Origin of the sequence: Zoogloea sp., assembly GCF_041911615.1 — a bacterium.
Classification (GTDB): Bacteria; Pseudomonadota; Gammaproteobacteria; order Burkholderiales; family Rhodocyclaceae; genus Zoogloea.
Map to the genome: position 1 here is coordinate 19,870 of NZ_JAYROR010000107.1, position 20,182 is coordinate 40,051.

General features: G+C 66.9%; 15 protein-coding genes. 7 read left to right on the top strand and 8 right to left on the bottom strand.

The genetic code is table 11. From position 1 onward, the window contains the following. Positions 1-22: 22 nt before the first annotated feature. Together ACE3P2_RS13825 and apbC are read right to left on the bottom strand one after the other, a co-directional pair. Positions 23-244 carry a hypothetical protein gene (locus ACE3P2_RS13825; protein WP_374265415.1) on the bottom strand — a complete coding sequence of 74 codons (222 nt, stop codon included), beginning with the start codon at positions 242-244 and terminating at the stop codon, positions 23-25. A 5-nt stretch (positions 245-249) separates the two neighbouring features. Next, positions 250-1,341, bottom strand: a complete 1,092-nt coding sequence (gene apbC, locus ACE3P2_RS13830) for an iron-sulfur cluster carrier protein ApbC (RefSeq protein WP_374265417.1) — start codon at positions 1,339-1,341, stop codon at positions 250-252. A gap of 219 nt (positions 1,342-1,560) precedes the next feature. Between apbC and metG the strand changes: the two genes are divergently transcribed. The 5 genes from metG (at position 1,561) to ACE3P2_RS13855 (ending at position 8,784) form a co-directional block, all read left to right on the top strand. Then, positions 1,561-3,723 carry a methionine--tRNA ligase gene (gene metG, locus ACE3P2_RS13835; protein WP_374265419.1) on the top strand — a complete coding sequence of 721 codons (2,163 nt, stop codon included), beginning with the start codon at positions 1,561-1,563 and terminating at the stop codon, positions 3,721-3,723. Positions 3,724-3,824: 101 nt separating this feature from the next. Next, positions 3,825-4,106 (top strand): hypothetical protein, encoded by a 282-nt coding sequence (locus tag ACE3P2_RS13840; RefSeq protein WP_374265421.1) that lies wholly within the window; start codon positions 3,825-3,827, stop codon positions 4,104-4,106. Between the two features lie 128 nt (positions 4,107-4,234). Continuing rightward, on the top strand, positions 4,235-5,920 hold the full coding sequence (locus tag ACE3P2_RS13845; RefSeq protein ID WP_374265423.1) for a SulP family inorganic anion transporter: 1,686 nt from the start codon (positions 4,235-4,237) through the stop codon (positions 5,918-5,920). After that, entirely contained in the window at positions 5,904-6,197 is a 294-nt protein-coding gene (locus ACE3P2_RS13850; RefSeq protein ID WP_374265425.1) for an acylphosphatase, read from the top strand. The genes ACE3P2_RS13845 and ACE3P2_RS13850 overlap by 17 nt, the downstream gene beginning before the upstream one ends. Positions 6,198-6,333: 136 nt before the next feature. After that, complete coding sequence (locus tag ACE3P2_RS13855) at positions 6,334-8,784, top strand: EAL domain-containing protein (RefSeq protein WP_374265427.1); 2,451 nt, start codon at positions 6,334-6,336, stop codon at positions 8,782-8,784. Here ACE3P2_RS13855 and ACE3P2_RS13860 read toward each other — a convergent pair. From ACE3P2_RS13860 to ACE3P2_RS13870, 3 genes are all read right to left on the bottom strand, one after another. Further along, entirely contained in the window at positions 8,771-9,250 is a 480-nt protein-coding gene (locus ACE3P2_RS13860) for a WbuC family cupin fold metalloprotein (RefSeq protein WP_374265429.1), read from the bottom strand. The two genes, ACE3P2_RS13855 and ACE3P2_RS13860, sit on opposite strands and share 14 nt — an antisense overlap. Continuing rightward, positions 9,247-12,735: a DNA polymerase III subunit alpha gene (gene dnaE / locus ACE3P2_RS13865; protein ID WP_374265430.1), complete on the bottom strand. Its 3,489-nt coding sequence runs from the start codon at positions 12,733-12,735 to the stop codon at positions 9,247-9,249. Before dnaE ends, ACE3P2_RS13860 begins: the two co-directional genes overlap by 4 nt. Positions 12,736-12,798: 63 nt before the next feature. Continuing rightward, positions 12,799-13,920, bottom strand: a complete 1,122-nt coding sequence (locus tag ACE3P2_RS13870) for a rhomboid family intramembrane serine protease (RefSeq protein ID WP_374265431.1) — start codon at positions 13,918-13,920, stop codon at positions 12,799-12,801. Between the two features lie 247 nt (positions 13,921-14,167). Between ACE3P2_RS13870 and ACE3P2_RS13875 the strand changes: the two genes are divergently transcribed. Next, positions 14,168-15,220 (top strand): GGDEF domain-containing protein, encoded by a 1,053-nt coding sequence (locus ACE3P2_RS13875; protein ID WP_374265433.1) that lies wholly within the window; start codon positions 14,168-14,170, stop codon positions 15,218-15,220. A gap of 7 nt (positions 15,221-15,227) precedes the next feature. On the opposite strand, the gene ACE3P2_RS13880 is transcribed toward ACE3P2_RS13875, so the two are convergent. From ACE3P2_RS13880 to ACE3P2_RS13890, 3 genes are all read right to left on the bottom strand, one after another. Beyond that, on the bottom strand, positions 15,228-15,518 hold the full coding sequence (locus tag ACE3P2_RS13880) for a hypothetical protein (RefSeq protein ID WP_374265435.1): 291 nt from the start codon (positions 15,516-15,518) through the stop codon (positions 15,228-15,230). Positions 15,519-15,629: 111 nt separating this feature from the next. Beyond that, positions 15,630-16,604: a quinone oxidoreductase gene (locus ACE3P2_RS13885; protein ID WP_374265437.1), complete on the bottom strand. Its 975-nt coding sequence runs from the start codon at positions 16,602-16,604 to the stop codon at positions 15,630-15,632. Between the two features lie 124 nt (positions 16,605-16,728). Further along, positions 16,729-19,017 (bottom strand): NADP-dependent malic enzyme, encoded by a 2,289-nt coding sequence (locus ACE3P2_RS13890; protein WP_374265439.1) that lies wholly within the window; start codon positions 19,015-19,017, stop codon positions 16,729-16,731. A gap of 343 nt (positions 19,018-19,360) precedes the next feature. Between ACE3P2_RS13890 and ACE3P2_RS13895 the strand changes: the two genes are divergently transcribed. Next, positions 19,361-20,128, top strand: coding sequence for a ParA family protein (locus ACE3P2_RS13895; RefSeq protein WP_374265441.1), 768 nt, complete (start codon positions 19,361-19,363; stop codon positions 20,126-20,128). Positions 20,129-20,182: the final 54 nt, after the last annotated feature.

Genomic DNA, 20,182 nt, shown 5'->3' on the forward strand with positions numbered 1-20,182 from the left:
CGCGTTGAGCGCGTCGCAACGCTCATTCGGACTTCTGTCCGGCGTTACCCGCATCCACGGTCTTGGCCTTGGCCGGCGGATCGTCGTCCTTGACCACGTCGTAGATGCCCTTGCCGACCTTGAACGGCACCTTGACCACCTCGACCCCCACATCCACCGCCGTGCCGACCACGGTGCCGACGATGCAACCGGACAAGCCGACGGAAACGGCGGCCAGCGCGACCGCGATAAGCAAACGTTGCATGGCCATCACGTGTTCTGCACCACGATGTTCGGGAACTTGTGGCTCATGTCCTTCTGCCGCTCGGCAACGGTGATCGCCACCTTGCGGGCGATGCCTTTGTAGATCTCGGCCACGCGGCCGTCCGGGTCGGACACGACGGTCGGCACGCCGCTATCCACCTCCTGGCGGATCTGGATGTCGAGGGGCAGCGCACCCAGGAAGGGCACGCCGTAGTCCTTGCCCATCGTCTCGCCGCCGCCGGCGCCGAAGATGTGCTCCTCGTGGCCGCACTTCGAGCAGATGTGGATGCTCATGTTCTCGACGATGCCGATGATCGGCACGCCGACCTTCTCGAACATCTTGAGGCCCTTGCGCGCGTCGAGCAGGGCGATGTCCTGGGGCGTGGTGACGATCACCGCGCCGGTCACCGGCACGCTCTGAGACAGGGTCAACTGGATGTCGCCGGTGCCCGGCGGCATGTCGATGACGAGGTAGTCCAGGTCGCGCCAGTTGGTCTCCTTGAGGAGCTGGTTGAGCGCCTGGGTGGCCATCGGGCCGCGCCACACCATCGGCGTCTCGACGTCGACGAGGAAGCCGATCGACATCACCTGCAGACCGTGGGCCTCGAGGGGCTCCATGGTCTTGCCGTCGTGGGATTCGGGGCGCTGGCCGCCGATGCCGAGCATTTGCGGCTGCGACGGGCCGTAGATGTCGGCGTCGAGCATGCCGACCTTGGCGCCCTCGGCCGCCAGCGCCAGGGCCAGATTGACGGCGGTGGTGCTCTTGCCGACACCGCCCTTGCCCGAGGCCACGGCGATGATGTTCTTGACGCCCGGCAGCAGCTTGACGCCCTGCTGCACCGCATGGGCGACGATCTTGCTGAACACGTTGGCGCTCACGTTACCGACACCCGGCACGCCCTTCACCTGGGCGATGACGGCCTGACGGATGGCGTCGATCTGAGTCTTCGCCGGGTAGCCCAGCTCGATGTCGAAGGACACGTCGGCACCCGCGATGCGCAGGTTCTTCACCGCGCGGGACGAAACGTAATCCTTGCCGGTATTGGGATCGGCAAGCTGCCGGAGGCTGTCGAGGACGCTCTGTTCGGAGAGGCTCATGGTGTCGGAGGCCGGTGGGCGGCGAAAAAAGGAAAACATGCGATGAAGGCGGGGCGCGAAACTGAAACCCGAGTAATTTAGTCCAGTTTACCCAAAAGCCGGCGCCAGGTTAAGGGCATCGTCCGCCCTCCCGGCCCGGTTGCGCGCGCCCCTGCCCGACGCACGTCGCGGGCTTTGCTAGAATCGCGTGTTCACAATCATCACGTCCAGGCCCCGCCCATGACTTCCCCGCGCACGATCCTCGTCACCAACGCCCTGCCCTACGCCAACGGCGACATCCACCTCGGTCACCTGGTGGGCTACATCCAGGCCGACATCTGGGTGCGTTACCAGCGAATGCGCGGCAACACGGTGTACTACGTCTGCGCGGACGACACCCACGGCACGCCGGTGATGCTTCGCGCCGAGAAGGAAGGCCTGACGCCCGAGCAGCTCATCAACCGCGTGCACGGCGAGCACAGCCGCGACTTCCGCGACTTCGGCGTGGCCTTCGACAACTACCACTCCACCCACAGCGACGAAAACCGCTGGTACGCGGAGGACATCTACACCCGCCTGCGCGACGGCGCGAAGCTCATCGACACCCGCGCCATCGAGCAGTTCTACGACCCGGTGAAGGAGATGTTCCTGCCCGACCGCTTCATCAAGGGCGAGTGCCCCAAGTGCGGCGCGGCCGACCAGTACGGCGACAACTGCGAGGTGTGCGGCGCCGCCTACGCGCCCACCGAGCTCAAGAACCCGTACTCCGCCGTGTCTGGCGCCAAGCCGGTGCTGCGCACCTCCGAGCACTACTTCTTCCGCCTCTCCGACCCGAAGGCCGTCGAGTTCCTGCGCGAATGGACCCAGGGCACCACGCCCGACGGCGCCCGCCGCCTGCAGCAGGAAGCCGCCAACAAGATGAAGGAATGGCTCGGCGAAGCCGGCGAGAACAAGCTCTCCGACTGGGACATCTCCCGCGACGCGCCCTACTTCGGCTTCGAGATTCCCGGCGCCCCGGGCAAGTACTTCTACGTCTGGCTGGACGCCCCGATCGGCTACTTCGCCAGCTTCAAGAACCTCGCCTCGCGCAACGCCGACATCGACGTGGCCGCCTTCACCGAAGCCGGCCCGGCCGCCGCCAGCGGCACCGAGATGATCCACTTCATCGGCAAGGACATCCTCTACTTCCACGCCCTGTTCTGGCCCGCGATGCTGCACTTCGCCGGCTACCGCACGCCGACCCAGCTGTGCGTCAACGGCTTCCTCACCGTCGACGGCGCCAAGATGAGCAAGAGCCGCGGCACCTTCATCACCGCCCGTAGCTACATCGAGCAGAAGCTCAACCCCGAGTGGCTGCGCTACTACTTCGCCGGCAAGTCCAACGGCACGATGGAAGACGTGGACCTCAACCTCGACGACATGATCGCCAAGGTCAATTCCGACCTCGTCGGCAAGTTCGTCAACATCGCCAGCCGCTGCGCCGGCTTCATCGCCAAACGCTTCGACGGCAAGCTCGCCGCCCACGACCCGGCCTTCGGCCTCGACTGGAACGTGGACGAGATCGCCGCCGCCTTCGAAACCCGCGACTACAGCCGCGCCCTGCGCAAGATCATGGAGTTCGCCGATCTCGCCAACGGCTACGTGAACGACAACAAGCCGTGGGAGCTCGCCAAGCAGGAAGGCCAGGACGCCCGCCTGCACGTGGTGTGCTCCACCGCCATCAACATCTTCAAGGCCCTCACCGGCCTGCTCAAGCCCGTGCTGCCGGCGCTCGCCGCCCAGGTCGAGGGCTTCCTCGCCATCGCCCCGTTCACCTGGACCGACGTCCTCGCCCCGCTGCCCGCCGGCCACGCCATCAACGCCTACAGCCACCTCATGACCCGCATCGAACGCAAGCAGGTCGATGCCCTGCTCGAGGCCAACCGCGACTCCCTGGCCCCCGCCGCCGAGGCCAAGCCGGTGAAGGAATCGAAGGACGCCAAGGCCGCCCATTCCGAACAGCGCCACGCCCAGCACCAGGCCAACGCCGCCGCCACCGAGGCGGCGCAGGCCAGCGAGTTCGAGCCCTTCGTCTCCATCGACGACTTCGGCAAGATCGACCTGCGGATTGCGAAGATCGTCTCCGCCGAACACGTCGAAGGCGCCGCCAAGCTGCTGCGTCTGCAGCTCGACATCGGCGAAGAGAAACCCCGCCAGGTCTTCGCCGGCATCAAGAGCGCCTACGACCCCGCCACCCTGGTGGGCCGCCTCACGGTGATGGTCGCCAACCTCGCGCCCCGCAAGATGAAGTTCGGCATGTCCGAGGGCATGGTGCTGGCGGCCTCCGACAGCAGCGGCGAGACCCCGGGCATCTTCATCCTGTCGCCGGATGCCGGCGCCCAGCCTGGGATGCGCGTCAAGTAAAGCCCCATCGGCCGAAGCCCGCGAGGGCCTCCCGGCCGATGGCCCCGACGACAGCCCGGCGTAAGCCGGCTGTCAGTCCCAGCCCCTAGCCTTCCGCGACCATGCAACCCAACCGCTCTCCGCTTCCGCGCCTGACACCCGCCTTCTGGGGCTGGGCGCTGCTCGACCTGATCGGCGTACTGATCCTCGCCGTGGGTGCCGCCTGGCTGATCGAAGGCCGCGCCTCAATCCTTCCGGGCTTCCCGGCCAACGCGGTGCACGCCTGGTCTTGCGTGATCGGCGGCGGCGCGCTGCTCTTCGTGGCGGCGGTGAAGATGATGGTCGAAGTCATGCACGCCGCGTCGCGCCAGAACCACGCCGCCAACGACGCCAATTTTTCCTGAAGCCGGCCCCATGCCCCTGACCGCCTGCAAACGATGGATCGTCCAGCATCGTACCGGGCCGGGCGCCCCCCCTCCGCACGCAGCGCCCCGTGGCGCGCGCATCCCGTTCCCTCGACTGCGGAGGCATCATGAAAATCTCGTTTCATCCCAAGCTTCTCGACACCCTGCCGGGTTACGACAAGGGCCAGTTCGGCCGTGACGTTTCCGCCGGCCTGACCGTCGGCGTCCTCGCCCTGCCCCTCGCCATGGCCTTCGCCATCGCCTCGGGCATGACCCCCACCGCCGGCATCTGGACGGCCATCGTCGCCGGTTTCCTGATTTCCGCGCTCGGCGGCTCCCGGGTGCAGGTCGGGGGCCCGACCGGCGCCTTCATTCCCATCATCTACGGCATCGTCGTCGAATACGGCGTGCAGAGCCTGCTCGTCGCCACCATGCTGGCGGGCGCCATCCTCGTGGCGATGGGCGCCTTCCGCCTCGGCAACCTGATCCGCTTCATCCCCAAGACGGTGGTGATCGGCTTCACCAACGGCATCGCGGTGGTGATCTTCCTCGCCCAGATCAAGGATTTCCTGGGCCTGCGGATCGAGCACCTGCCCGGCGAGTTCTTCGGCAAGATGAAGGCGCTCGTCACCCACCTCGACACCATCGATCCACCCACCGTCGCGCTGTCGGTGGCCTCCCTCGTCGTGCTGTTGTCTTGGAACCGCCTCGCGCGCCGCTTCCCGGCGGTCGGCCGGCTACCCGGGCCGCTCGGCGTGCTGGTCGTCGCCACCGTCGCCAACGCGGCGTTCCAGTTTCCGGTCGAGACCATCGGCAGCCGCTTCAACGGCATTCCGCAACAGTTGCCGGATTTCGCGCTGCCCCGGCTCTCGCTCGAAACCCTTGGCAAACTGATCTCGCCGGCGCTCACCATCGCGCTGCTGGGCGCCATCGAGTCGCTGCTGTCGGCCCGGGTTGCCGACACGGCGATCGAGGACCGCCACGATCCCAACCAGGAACTCATCGCCCAGGGCATCGCCAACCTCGTCGCGCCGCTGTTCGGCGGATTTGCGGCCACCGGCGCCATCGCCCGTACCGCCACCAACGTGCGCACCGGCGGGCGCACGCCCATCGCCGGCATCGCCCACGCCATCGTGCTGCTGGCGGTGGTGCTGGTGCTCGCGCCGTTCGCGACGCACATTCCGCTCGCCACGCTGTCGGCCATCGTCGTGGTGGTCGCCGTCAATATGGGCGAATGGCACGAATTCCGGGGTCTCGGGCGCTTCGCGCTGACCTACCGCACGATCCTGCTGACCACCTTCTTCGTCACCGTGCTGTTCGACCTCACCCTCGCCGTCGAACTGGGCATGGTGCTGTCGGCGCTGTTCTTCATCTACCGGATGTCCAACCTCACCCGCATCGAGCGCCTGCCGCTCGCCGAACTCGCGATGCTACCGGGCTTCCTTCACCCCGACGGCTCGCCGCGGGTGATGGCCTACTCGATCTACGGCACCCTGTTCTTCGGCGCCATCAACAAGCTCGAGACACTCCTCGACCCGGCTCAGCGTCACCCCGAGGTGGTGATCCTGGAACTCAACCACCTGGTCAATCTCGACACCACCGGCCTCGAAGGCCTCGAGAGCCTCTGCAAGACGCTTCACAAACGCGGCTGCGCCCTGATCCTGTGCAACCTCAACCCGCAGCCCGAATCCTTGATCGGCCGCTCCGGCTTTGCCGACGAGGTGGGCACGAACAACATCTGCGGCGACATCTACAGCGCCCTCGCCCGCGCCCGCGACCTGCTCCCCAAGCCCGACCATGACGGCACGCCCTGAACCCGCCGCCCGCCTGCTGCGCATCCACGGCCACGTGCAGGGCGTGGGCTACCGCAACGCCTTTCACGCCGAGGCCCGCCGGCTGGGGCTGGACGGCTGGGTTCGCAATCGCAGCGACGGCAGCGTCGAGGCGCTGGTCGCCGGCCCGCCGGCGGCCCTCGAGGCCATCGTCGCGTGGTCGCGCCTGGGGCCGCCCCCCGCCCGGGTGGACGACGTAAGCTGGCAGCCGGCCGACACCCCGCCCCAGCCCGGCTTCGCCCGCCTTGCCACGGTTTAGCGGCGAATCCCGAGCGCCTGTAAATTCGCTATAAAATACAGCAGACTACGCCCCCACCGAATCGATCCGCCCCCAACCCGACTCCACCGTGGCCGCTCAATCCACCCCTCCACGCAGCGCCGCATGGGACGATCCCATGTCGCTCTTCGCGCATCTGCCCAACCTGATCTGGCGTGCCGGGGTGGACGCCAAGTGCAACTACTTCAACCAGACCTGGCTGGAGTTCACCGGCCGCAGCCTCGAACAGGAACTCGGCAACGGCTGGACCGCCGGCGTCCACCCCGAGGATTTCGACCGCTGTGTCGGCACCTACCTCGAGCACTTCGCGGTGCAGACGCCCTTCGAGATGGAATACCGGCTGCGGCGGCACGACGGCGAGTACCGCTGGATCATCGACTCCGCCCGCCCCATCCATGACCTCGACGGCAACTTCATCGGCTACCTCGGCTCGTGCCTCGACATCACCGACCGGCGCAACGTCGAGGCCGCGCTGCGCGAGCGGGAAAGCCGCCTGAGCACCCTGCTCGCGTCCATGGGCGAGGGCGTCATCATGCGCGACGCCGACGGCGCCCTGCGCGAGTGCAACGCTGCCGCCCGCGACATCCTCGGCCTCAGCCCCGAGGAAATGTCCGACTGGCACCTGCACGGCAACCTCGTCGCCTACCTCGACGAGGACGGCAACCCGATTCCCATCGACCGGGTACCGTCGATGCGCGCGCTGCGCACCGGCAAGGCCCAGTCCGGCATCCTCGGCATCGACCGCAAGGACGGCAGCCGGCGCTGGATGTGGACCAACGCCGTGCCGCTGCTCGACGAAGAGGACGACGGGCCGAGCAAGGTGCGCGGCGTCGTCACCACCATCGCCGACGTCACCGTGCGCCGCGTTCACGAAGAGCAGCTCCGCCTCGCCTGGACGGTGGTGCAGAACAGTGTCGAAGCCATCGTCGTTACCGACGCCGACCAGCGCATCCTCTCGGTCAACCGCGCCTTCACCGACGTCACCGGCTATACCGCCGAGGACGCCATCGGCAACACCCCGCGCATGCTGCAGTCCGGCCACCACGATCGCTCGTTCTACGAAAGCATGTGGCAGGACATCCAGATCCTCGGCTTCTGGCAGGGCGAAATCCACGACCGCCGCAAGAACGGCACCTTCTACCCCTCTTCCCTGTCGATCAGCGCCGTGCGCGACCAGTCCGGACGGCTCACCCATTACGTCGCCGTGTTTTCGGACATCACCGAGCGCAAGGCCTCCGAAGCGCGCATCGCCTTCCTGGCCCAGCACGACCCGCTGACCGGCCTGCCCAACCGCACCCTGCTCCACGACCGCCTCGACCAGGCCCTCGCCAACGCCGCCCGCCACGGCACGCGCATCGCGCTGATGTTCCTCGATCTGGATCGCTTCAAGACCATCAACGACTCCCTGGGGCACATGATCGGCGACCGCCTGCTGCAGGGCGTCGCCCAGCGCCTGACCAGCTGCGTGCGCGAGACCGACACGGTGAGCCGCCAGGGCGGCGACGAATTCCTGATCGTCCTGACCGACGTGGACGTGCCCGACGACGCCGCCCGGGTGGCCGAAAAGATCCTCGACCTGCTCCAGCCACCCTTCGACATGGACGGCCAGCAGCTCGGCACCTCGTTCTCGATCGGCATCGCCCTCTACCCGGAAGACGGCCGCGACGTCGAGATGCTGATGAAGAACGCCGACACGGCGATGTATCACGCCAAGGAAAGCGGCCGGAACACCTATCGCTTCTTCGACGAAGCGATGAACGTCAATGCCCTCGAGCGCCTGCATCTCGAGAACGGCCTGCGTCAGGCCATCGAACAACAGGAATTCCAGCTTTACTACCAGCCCCAGGTGGAGCTGGCGAGCGGCCGCATCATCGGGGTCGAGGCCCTGCTACGCTGGTTCAGCGGCAATCTCGGCAGCATCTCGCCGGCGCGCTTCATTCCCCTCGCCGAGGAATGCGGTTTGATCGTGCCGATCGGCGAATGGGTGCTGCAGACGGCCTGCCGCCAGGCCCGCGCGTGGCAGGACGCCGGGCTACCGCCCGTGCCGGTGGCGGTCAATCTGTCGGCGCTGCAGTTTCGACGCAGCGACATCGTCGCCAGCGTTGCGTCCGCGCTCGCCCAGAGCGGGATCGACGGCCGCTGGCTGGAGCTGGAACTCACCGAATCGCTGCTGATGCAGTCCGGCCCCGACGTGGCCGCCATCCTCGGGCGGCTCAAGGCGCTCGGTGTGCGCCTGTCGATCGACGACTTCGGCACCGGTTATTCGAGCCTCGCCTACCTCAAGCGCTTTCCGGTCGATCAGCTCAAGGTGGACCAGAGCTTCGTGCGCGACCTCAGCGACGACCCGGACGACGCCACCATCGTGCGGGCGATCATCCAGCTCGGCAACAGCCTGCGCCTGGAGGTGATCGCCGAGGGCACCGAGACGCCCGAACAGATGGATTTCCTGCGCCGGGAAGGGTGCGTCGCGGCCCAGGGCTACCTGTTCAGCCCGCCCCTGCCCGCCGAGGCGGTCACCGGACTGCTGCGCGTCGGCACCTTGCCGGCCACGCCGATCAGCTCGGACTGATCGCAGCCTTCATCGCTGCAAGGCAGGCCGGCACACCCGGCTCACCCTCGGCCGGCGCCCAGGCGCCCCACTCCGCGGCCAGCGGCACGGCGTACGGCCCCGCCTTGATCTCGACGAACACCGTGCCGCTTTCCAGGGCCACCACGCTGTGGAACACCCCCGGCTGCACGTGAAACCCGAAGGCGGTGCCGTCGGGCGTCAGTTCGCGGGCCTCCAGCACCGCGCCGGCCGCGTCGAACACCAGCGCGCCGAGGCGGCCCCGCAGCGGGATGATGGTCTCGGCCTTGTTCGGATCCAGATGGCAGTGGGGGCGCACGTAGGAATCGGGCTCGATCGCCACCAGCAGGCGGTGCGCCGGGTCGCCGGCGTCGCCGTGCAGGTTGTGATGGCTGCGTTGGCGCGGGGCCGAACGGGCCTTGGCGATCAATTCGTCGATCAGGGTGGCGTCGAGAAACGTCTGGCTCATGGGTAAATCACTTCCACGGAATCGGCCGGGAGCCACTCGCGCAGGCTCTCCAGCAGGCTGTCGTCGGGACGTACGCGCCAATCCGGGCCGAGCGGCAGGTCGCCCTCGGCGTCGGCATTGCGGTAGCGCACGCGGATGGGGCACTCGCCCTCACGGAAGGGCGCGAGCACGGTTTGCAGGCGTTCGGCCGCGGCGGCCGGGCCGCCGGCCTCGCCCACCTCGCCGTTCAGCTTGAGCTGGAGGGCGCGGGCGAAGCGTCCGCGGGCCTCGCCGAGGGTCATCAGGCGGTCGGCGACGATGCGCAGCCCGCCCGAGAAGTCGTCGTTGCTGACCTTAGCCTCGACGATCAGCACCTCGTCCACGACGATGCGCTGGCGGTTGTTGTCGAAGACCTCGGAGAACACCGAGACCTCGCGGGGCGTGGTGCCGTCGTCGAGGAGCACGAAGGCGATCTTGCCGCGGGCGGTCATCTTGGCGCGCACTTCCATCACCACGCCGGCCAGGGTGACGAGATCCTTCGACGGCTCGACCTGGGCCAGCGGACGGCGCACGAAGCGCCGCACCTCGGCCTTGAAGGCGTTGAACGGGTGCCCCGAGAGGAAGAAGCCGATGGCCAGCTTTTCTTCCTTCAGGCGCTCGCGCTCGCCCCACGGCCGCACCTTGACGTAATCGGCCATCGGCGGGGCTTCCATGCCCGGCATGTCGAATAGCCCGCCCTGCATCGCGTTGGCGGCGATCTGCTCGGCGGCTTCCATCGCGATGCCCACCGAGGCGAGCAGCTTGTGGCGGTCGGCCGGCTGCACCGGGTCGAGGGTATCGAAGGCGCCGGCGCGCACCAGCGCCTCGATGACGCGGCGGTTGGCCAGGCGCTTGTCCACCCGGCAGGCGAAGTCGAACAGATCTTTGAACGGCCCGGCCTCGCGCGCGGCGAGGATGGCCCGCACCGCCGGCTCGCCCACGCCCTTCACGGCGCCCAGGCCGTAGCGGATCGTCTTGGCGTCGGTGGGCACGAAGCGGTAATCGGACTGGTTCACGTCCGGCGGCAGCACCGTGATGCCGTTGGCGATCGTGTCCTCGTAGAAGATCTTGATGGTGTCGGTGTTGTCCAGGTCGGCGGACATAGTGGCCGACATGAAGGCCGAGCAGTGATAGGCCTTGAGCCACGCGGTGTGGTACGTGACCACCGCATAGGCTGCCGTGTGCGACTTGTTGAAGCCGTACTCGGCGAACTTCGTCATCAGGTCGAACAGCTGCTCGGCCAGCGCCGGGTCGTAGCCTTTCTGGCGCGCGCCGTCGGCGATGGTCTCGCGGTGCTTGGCCATCTCCTCGGGCTTTTTCTTGCCCATCGCCCGGCGCAGCATGTCGGCGCCGCCGAGGGTGTAGCCGCCGATGATCTGGGATATCTGCATCACCTGTTCCTGATACACGATCACCCCGTAGGTGGGCGACAGGCAGGCGGTGAGGTCCGGGTGGAAGTAGTCGATGGCCTGCTGGCCCTTCTTCCGGAGAATGAAGTCATCCACCATCCCCGAGCCCAGCGGGCCCGGACGGTAGAGCGCCAGCACGGCGATGATGTCTTCGAAGCGGTCGGGGGCGAGCTTCTTGAGCAGCTTCTTCATGCCTTCCGATTCCACCTGGAAGATCGCCGTGGTGTTGGCGTCCCGGAGGATCTGGTAGGCGGCCTGGTCTTCGAAGCCCAGACTCATGAGGTCGGGCTTCGAGCCGGTGAGGCGCTCGACGTAATCGAGGGCGAGCTCGATGATGGTGAGGTTGCGCAGGCCCAGGAAGTCGAACTTCACGAGGCCGACGGCTTCCACGTCGTCCTTGTCGAACTGGGAGACCGGCGTGGCGTCCTCGCCGTCGGCGATGTAAAGCGGACAGAAATCGGTGAGCTTGCCCGGCGCGATCAGCACGCCCCCGGCGTGCATGCCGACGCCGCGGGTCAGGCCTTCCAGCGGCTCGGCGAGGCTCCACAGCTCCTGGATCGACTCGCCGTCGTTGCCGTCGGCCATCAGCTCGTTGATCTGCGGCTCCTGCTCGCGGGCGTCGGCCAGCGACAGGGGCTTGTTCTGCACCACCGGGATCAGCTTGGAGAGCCGGTCGCACAGGCCGTAGGGCAAATCCAGCACGCGGCCCACGTCGCGCACCACGGCCTTCGAGGCCATCGTGCCGAAGGTGGCGATCTGACTCACCGCGTCCTTGCCGTAGCGCTCGCGCACGTATTCGATGACGCGGTAGCGGTTGTCCTGGCAGAAGTCGATGTCGAAGTCGGGCATCGACACCCGCTCGGGGTTGAGGAAGCGCTCGAACAGCAGCGCATAGGCGAGCGGATCGAGGTCGGTGATCTTGAGCGAATAGGCCACCAGCGAGCCCGCGCCGGAACCCCGCCCCGGGCCCACCGGCACGCCGTTGTTCTTGGCCCACTGGATGAAGTCCGCCACGATCAGGAAGTAGCCCGGGAAGCCCATCTGGACGATGGTGTCGGTCTCGAACTTGAGGCGGTCCTCGTAGCGCTGGCGCTGGGCCTCACGTTCCTCGGGGTGCGGGTAGAGCTGGGCGAGGCGCTCCTCGAGGCCGGCCTTGGCTTCCTGCACCAGGAAGTCGTCGAGGCTCATGCCTTCCGGCGTCGGGAACAGCGGCAGGAAGTTCTTGCCCAGCTGCACCGTGAGCGAGCAGCGGCGGGCGATCTCGACGCTGTTCTCGAGCGCCTCGGGGATGTCGGCGAACAGCGCCGCCATCTCGTCCTGGGTCTTGAAGTACTGCTGGTCGGTGAAATCCTTGGGCCGTCGCTTGTCGGCCAGCACGTAGCCCTGGGCGATGCACACCCGCGCCTCGTGGGCCTTGAAGTCCTCGGGCCGGGTGAACTGGATCGGGTGGGTGGCGACCACCGGCAGATCGAGCCGCGAAGCGAGCTGCAGGGCCTCCCGGATGTAGGTCTCGGTGCCCGGGTGGCCGGCGCGCTGAAGCTCGATGTAGAAGCCGTCGGGGAAGCGCCGGGACCAGTCGGCGGCGAGGGTCTCGGCGAGGGCGGCGTTGCCGTTGGCCAGCGCCTGCCCCACGTCGCCATCCTTGGCGCCCGAGAGGCACAGCAGGTCGGACGCCGACTCGGCGGTCAGCCACTCCCGGCGCATTTCGGCGCGGCCGCGGTATTTGTTCTCCATGAAGGCCAGGGTCAGGAGCTCGCAGAGCTGACCGTAGCCCTTGCGGTTCTTGCAGATCAGCAGGACGCGGGAGGGCTTGTCGCGATCGACCGCGTTGGTGATCCAGGCGTCGCAGCCGATGATCGGCTTGATGCCCTTGCCACGGGCGCCCTTGTAGAACTTGACCATTCCGAACAGGTTGGCCAGATCGGAGATGCCCAGCGCCGGCATGCCGTCGGCGGCGGCGCGGGCGATGGCGGAATCCACCTGCACGATCCCGTCGGAGATCGAGTACTCGGTGTGGAGGCGCAGGTGGATGAAACGGGGGGAGTGGGATTCAGGCATCCCGCGATTTTACCCGCCGGCGGGCGCCGCTTCACCCTTCGGCGGCAGAATTGTCGACGCCGGCTACCGCGGTGCCGACTCCACCGACTTGCGCAGGCGCATCTGCAGCAGGATGTTGTCGGCCTGCACCTGCAGCGTGCGCGAGCGTTCGGCCCACACCGCCTGGCGGGTCTCGATGGCCTGCGCGAGCGCCTTGAGGGCGTCGCGGCGGGTGCTGGCGTAATGCACCAGCTCGTCCCGCTGCCACTCGTAGTCGTCGGGGGCCTGGCGCCACGAGAGCTGGGTAATCGCCCGGTCCCAGCGGGGAATGAAATCCCGTTCGAGCTTGTCGAGCGCGCCCTCGTCGGTGATGCGCTTCTGGCGCAGCCCTTCCATCAGTGCGGCCTGCTCGCGCAGCAGCTCCTGCTCCTCGAGCGCAAACTGGCGGATCGTCTGCTGATAGGCCGAATCGATCTCGAAATGGCGCGCCACCTGCGGCGAAGCCTGCCACAGCCCGAACCCCAGTCCGGCGGCGATGAGCAGCCCGCCCAGCGCCTGGGGCGTCAGCCAGCGCACCGGCCGGGGCGCCACGATCGGTTCGGCGAAAACCGCCCCCAGTAGCAGACCACCGATCAGCCCGCCCAGGTGCGCCGCGTTGTCGATGCCGGGAATCGAGAAACCGGCGAACAGCGAGTAACCGATGAAGCCGAGCGTCCCCGAACGCATCTCGCGGAACACCTCTGTCGGCACCGAGCCGCGCTGACGCAGCAGATACGCCAGCAAGGCCCCATACACCCCGAAGATCGCCCCCGACGCACCGACGCTCACCGGCCCCGGCTTCCACCACAGGCTGGCGGCATTGCCGAGCAGGCCGGCCACCACGTAGATCACCAGGAACCCGGCGCGCCCGAACAGGCGCTCGACGACCTGCCCCGCCTGATGGAGCGCAAGCATGTTGAGGCCCACGTGGAGCAGCCCGCCATGCAGGAACAGCGCCGTGAAGAAACGCCACACCTCGCCCTGCTGCACCAGCGGTGCGAAATTGCCGCCGAAGCGGATCAGCAGATCGGACGGAATCTGCATCGGATTCATCGAAACCGCCGCCAGCAGCACGAAAACCGCCACATTGACGACCACCAGCGCCCGCGTCACCGACGCATGCGGAATACGCGAAAACAGGATGTTGATGAAGGTATCGTAGTTCAAGATGGAACCCGGCCGGCGAAACAAGGTCTTGGATTATACGCAGGCTCGTCGCGACGGCATTTGACCGACGCCATCGGAAGGCGGCAGTCCGCGCCGCGCCGAACGTCGCCGTCCGCGATCGGACCACGCAGGAGAAAGGCGCCCAACGCTCAATTTTCGTGACAAATCACCGCCCGGGACAAGAAGGCAAGGCATTGAAAAATCGCTAAGATATAATTGAATGTTACCTAGAGCCGCGGCGGACACCATGATCCACGTCCTGAAGCATGTCGAATCGATCACCCAGCACCGGGATAGAGCCCTGCTGGAGCTCGGTGTCGCCTCGGCCCTGTTCGAGCTAGTCAAGGCGCGCGAGGTCAATCTCTACAAGATCGTCGGCGAGGGCGCGACACGCTGTCTCGAACGCATGACCCACGTCGGCCAGGACGGCGTTCGCTACGCCCAGGAATTCGGTGCAGACGGCGACATGGATGCCGTACTGCTCGACACCCGCCCCGAAATGGTGGCCTGCGTCGATCACGCGCAGATCATCCGGCGCGAGCGGGAAGACCACGGCGGACACGCCCACTGCTTCCCCATCAGCGTCGACCGGGGAGTGCTCGGGGTGCTCGAAGTCACCTGCGACGCTCCGCTCACCGACGACGATCTCGGCACGGCCGAGGGCTTTCTCGGCCTGTACCGCAACTACCTGAGCTTGCTCGATTATTCCGAGCGCGACACCCTCACCGGCATGCTCAACCGCAAGACCTTCGACGAAAACCTGGCGAAGATCCTGTCGAGCATGAGCGTGGGTCAAGTGGGTGACGACGAGCGCAGCTACCCGCGCCGACGCCGCCAGCAGGACGACGGCGGCCACTGGCTGGCGGTGGTGGACGTGGACCACTTCAAGCGCATCAACGACCAGTTCGGCCACCTTTACGGGGACGAAGTGCTGATCCTGCTCGCGCGCATCATGCGCGACAGCTTCCGCCACCAGGACCGGCTGTTCCGTTTCGGCGGCGAGGAGTTCGTCGTGATCCTGCGCGCCGCCTGCGAAGACGAGGTGCAGAACGCCCTCGAGCGCTTCCGTCTCGCCGTCGAGGCCTATGCCTTTCCGCAGGTGGGACGGGTGACCGCCAGCACCGGTTACACCCGGATCACCCCGACCGACACAATCCCCGAGATTGTCGGCCGGGCCGATGAAGCCCTCTATTTCGCCAAGGAAAACGGCCGCAACCAAGTGGCCAGCTACGAGACGCTGCGCGTCGCCGGCAAGGTGTCGGTCCGCGAGAAGCCCGACAGCGACATCGAGCTGTTCTGAGCGGCGCTCAGCGCCCCGCCGCCTGGGCGGGCAACTCCTTCAACGCCTGCTTGCGCTCGCCGTCGGCGGCATAGATCAGCCCCTGCTGCTCGTCGGTGAGGGGCGTTTTCAGATCGCGCTCCAGCGAATTGTAGATGCGCGTCAGGCGGTCGGTGAGACGGCCCTTGGCGGGAATCGCCCGCACGACCTGCTCGCGGGTTGCACCGGTGATGTTCATGACTTTCTGGACGAAAGCCTCTTCGATGCGCCGGGTTTCGGCCTGCATGAACGCGGCCTGCCCCGGTGTGAGTACGGCCACCGGAGGCGCCTGAACGGTTGGCGCCGCCCCGCACGGCAGGGCCAGAAGCATCAGGGAGGCCGCCGCGGCAGCGGCGAGCCGGAAATGCGAACGTGCAACTTTCATGATGGATCAGGGAATCAGGACGGTCGAGCCGGTAGTGCGCCGCGCCTCGAGCTCGCGGTGCGCGACGGCGGCATCTTGCAAGGGGAAACGCTGGTTGATGGACAACTGCACCTGGCCGGACGCCACCACCGCGAACAGTTCGTCGGCCATGGCAAGCAGATCGGCGCGCCTGGCAATGTAATGAAATAGCGTCGGGCGGGTCAGGAACAGCGAACCCATCTTGGCGAGGACCGAGGGCTCGAACGGCGCCACCGGCCCCGATGCGTTGCCAAAGGTCACCATCGTGCCGAGGGGACGCAGGCAGGCCAGCGAATCCATGAAAGTATCCTTGCCGATGGAGTCGTAGACCACCGGCACGCCCTCGCCGCCAGTGAGTTCGCGCACTCGGGCGGACACGCTCTCGCGGGTATAGACAATGGTGTGATCGCAGCCATGCCGACGGGCGATCTCGGCCTTGGCATCGGTACCGACGGTACCAATCACCGTGGCGCCGAGCGCCTTCGCCCACTGGCAGGCGATCAGGCCCACGCCACCGGCAGCGGCGTGGATCAGCACGGTGTCGCCCGGCTGCACGCGGTAGGTGCGGCGCAGCAGATATTGGGCAGTGAGGCCCTGCATCATCATCGCCGCGCCTTGCTCGAAGCTCAGGCCGTCGGGCAGTTTCACCAGCATGCCGGCATCGACGTTGCGGACTTCCGAATAGGCGCCGAGCGGACCGCCGACGTAAGCCACGCGATCGCCCACGGCCAAGCCGATCACCCCGTCGCCGAGGGCCTCGACCACACCGGCCGCCTCCTGGCCGAGCCCGGACGGCAGCGGCACCGGATAAAGCCCCGAGCGGTGGTAGGTATCGATGTAATTGACGCCGACCGCCTTGTGACGGATGCGCGCCTCGCCGGCGGCGGGTGCCGGCACGTCGGCATCAACCCACTGGAGGACTTCGGGGCCACCGGTACGTTCAAAGCGGATGAGACGGGACATGCAGCACCTCACGAATCAAGCTCGGAGGCCGATTGTACCGGAGGACGCAGACAAAATCGGCCCCCGCTCCACCACCTCGACGGGTGCGGAGCGGGGGCCGCGGGGACGCGCTGCGGGGCGTGGATCAATTGCCGCCGCGCTGCTCCATGGCGTCGACCACCGCCAGCGCGGTGATGTTCACCAGCCGACGCACGGACGCCGACGGGGTCAGGACGTGCACCGCACGATCGGCACCGAGGAGGATCGGCCCCACCGAGACGCCGTCGCCGCTGGCCACCTTGAGGAGGTTGAAGGCGATGTTGGCCGCATCCAGGTTGGGCATCACCAGCAGGTTGGCCTCGCCGTGGAGGGTCGAATCGGGGTGCAGGTGATCGCGAATTTCCGGCGACAGGGCCGCATCGCCGTGCATCTCGCCGTCGCAGTGCAGATCGGGCACGGTGGCGCGCAGGATGTCGCGGGCATCGCGCATCTTGCGCGACGAGGCGCTGCGGGCACTGCCGAAGTTCGAGTGCGACAGCAACGCGACCTTCGGCTCGATGCCGAAGCGCTTCATCTCGTCGGCGGCCATCGCGGCGATCTGGGCGATCTCCTCGGCGTTGGGCAGTTCATTGACGTAGGTGTCGGCGATGGCGAGCACGCGCTGAGGCAGCAGCAGCACGTTCATCGCGGCGAACAGGCTGGCGCCCTTCTTGAGGCCGATGAGATTCTGCACGTGGCGGAAGTGCTCGTCGTACGAGCCGGTGGTGCCGCACACCAGCGCGTCGGCATCGCCGCGGCGCAGCAGCATGCAGCCGATCAGCGTGGCGTCGCGGCGCAGGGCTTCGCGGGCGGAATCCGGCGTGACGCCGTCGCGCCCCATCAGGCGGTAGTACTCCTGCCACAGCTCGCGGTAGCGCGGGTCGGACTCGATGTTGACCACGTCGAAATCGCGGCCCGCCTGCAGGTTGAGGCCGAGCTTCTCGAGACGCATGTCGATGACCGCCGGACGGCCGATCAGGATCGGGCGGGCCAGGTTCTCGTCGACCACCGCGCGCACCGCGCGCAGCACGCGCTCGCTCTCGCCCTCGGCGTAGAGCACGCGCTTCTTGTCGGCGGGGATCGCCTTGGCCATCGAGAACACCGGCTTCATGATGATGCCGGACTGGTAGACGAACTCGTTGAGGCTCTGGACGTAGGCGTCCATGTCGATCTTGCGCGTCGCCACGCCCGAATCGATGGCGGCCTGGGCCACCGCGGGCGCGATCGTGACGATCAGGCGCGGATCGAAGGGCTTCGGAATCAGGTAGTTCGGGCCGAAGGTGAGGTCGGCGCCGCCATAGGCCTGCGCCACCACGTCGGACTGCTCGGCCTCGGCCAGCGCGGCAATGGCCTTGACGCAGGCGAGCTTCATTTCCTCGTTGATCGTCGTGGCGCCGGCATCGAGCGCGCCGCGGAAGATGAACGGGAAGCACAGCACGTTATTGACCTGATTCGGGTAGTCCGAACGGCCGGTGGCGATGATCGCGTCGGGACGGACCTCCTTGGCCAGCTCGGGCATGATCTCGGGCGTCGGGTTGGCGAGCGCGAAGATGAGCGGCTTGTCGGCCATGGTCTTGACCATCTCGGGCTTGAGCACCCCGGCGGTGGACAAGCCCAGGAACACGTCGGCACCGACCATCGCGTCGGCCAGCGTGCGGAATTCGGTCTGCTGGGCGTAGCGGGCCTTGGTTGGCTCCATCTTCTCGTCGCGGCCGACGTAGATGACGCCCTTCGAATCGCAGACGAACACGTTCTCGCGGCGGATGCCGAGGCCGCACCACAGCTCGAGGCAGGCGATCGCCGCGGCGCCGGCGCCGGAGCAGACCACCTTGACGTCCTCCGGCTTCTTGCCGACGACCTTCAGGCCGTTGAGCATCGCGGCGGCGGAAATGATGGCGGTGCCATGCTGATCGTCGTGGAAGACCGGGATCTTCATCCGCTCGCGCAGCTTCTGCTCGATGTAGAAGCACTCGGGCGCCTTGATGTCCTCGAGGTTGACGCCACCGAGGGTCGGCTCGAGGGCGGCGATGATGTCGATCAGCTTGTCCGGGTCGTTCTCGGCGAGCTCGATGTCGAACACGTCGATGTTGGCGAACTTCTTGAACAGGCAGCCCTTGCCCTCCATCACCGGCTTGGCGGCCAGCGGGCCGATGTTGCCCAGGCCGAGCACCGCAGTGCCGTTGGTGACCACGGCCACCAGGTTGCCGCGGGAGGTGTATTCCTGCGCGTCGGCCGGGTCGGCGACGATCGCGTCACAGGCCGCCGCCACGCCGGGCGAATAGGCCAGCGCCAGATCGCGCTGGTTGGTCAGGCCCTTGGTGGGCACCACCGAAATCTTGCCGCGGGTCGGGCTGCGGTGGTATTCGAGGGCGGCGGCGATGAAATCCTTGTCCATGTTATCTCTCTACTCAAAATATGGTCCGACCCCTTCCCGCAAGGCAAACGGCCAGGCGGGCAAAGGAGCGCTACCCTGCTGCACACGGAAGTCTGTAAGCGTCTTGGATGCCCCGAAACGGGCATTTGCATTTGGCGGCCGGGTGCATGATCGATCCACATCCGACCGGAGCTGCGTCGCCGGGAGGGGGCGACGAAGACTACTGGTTTTTCTTGTCAGGCGAGTTTAACCGACCAAACGCATTTTGGCACCCTCCGTAAATAGGGGGCGACCCGCATTGCGTGGCACAATCGAGGCCAGTCATAACTTGCGCGACATGCACGAAAAACCGAGGGAAGAGACGATGCGACGAGTGGTGTTCAACCAGAAGGGCGGCGTGGGCAAATCCACCATCACCTGCAACCTGGCGGCGATCAGCGCGGCGAACGGGCTGCGCACCCTGGTGGTGGACCTGGACCCCCAGGGCAACTCCACCCACTACCTGCTCGGCAAGGACGCCGACAACGCCGACGAAACCGTCGCGGGCTACTTCGAGCAGACGCTGAATTTCAAGTTCAACCCCAAGCAGACCGCCGAATTCGTCCACCCGACGCCCTTCCCGAAGCTGTCGATCCTGCCCTCGCACCCCAGCCTCGAAGAGCTTCAGAACAAACTCGAGACGCGCTACAAGATCTTCAAGCTGCGCGACGCGCTCGACGAACTCGGCGACGACTTCGACGCGGTGTTCATCGACACGCCCCCGGCGCTCAACTTCTTCACCCGCTCGGCACTGATCGCGACCCAGCTGTGCCTGATCCCCTTCGACTGCGACGATTTCTCGCGCCGCGCCCTCTACGCGCTGCTCGAGAACGTGCAGGAGATCAAGGCCGACCACAACCGTGCCCTGGAAGTCGAGGGCATCGTCGTGAACCAGTTCCAGCCCCGCGCCAGCCTGCCCCAGAAGCTGGTCCAGGAACTGCTCGACGAGGGCCTGCCGATCTTCAAGACCTACCTGTCCAGCTCGATCAAGATCCGCGAGAGCCACGAACAGGCCAAGCCGATGATCCACCTCGACCCCAAGCACAAGCTCGCCCAGGAGTTCGCGGCCCTGCACGCCGAACTACGGCGCTGAGCCCGCCCGCCGGGGTGCGGCGGCGTGACATATTTTTCACCGCGCAACCTTCGG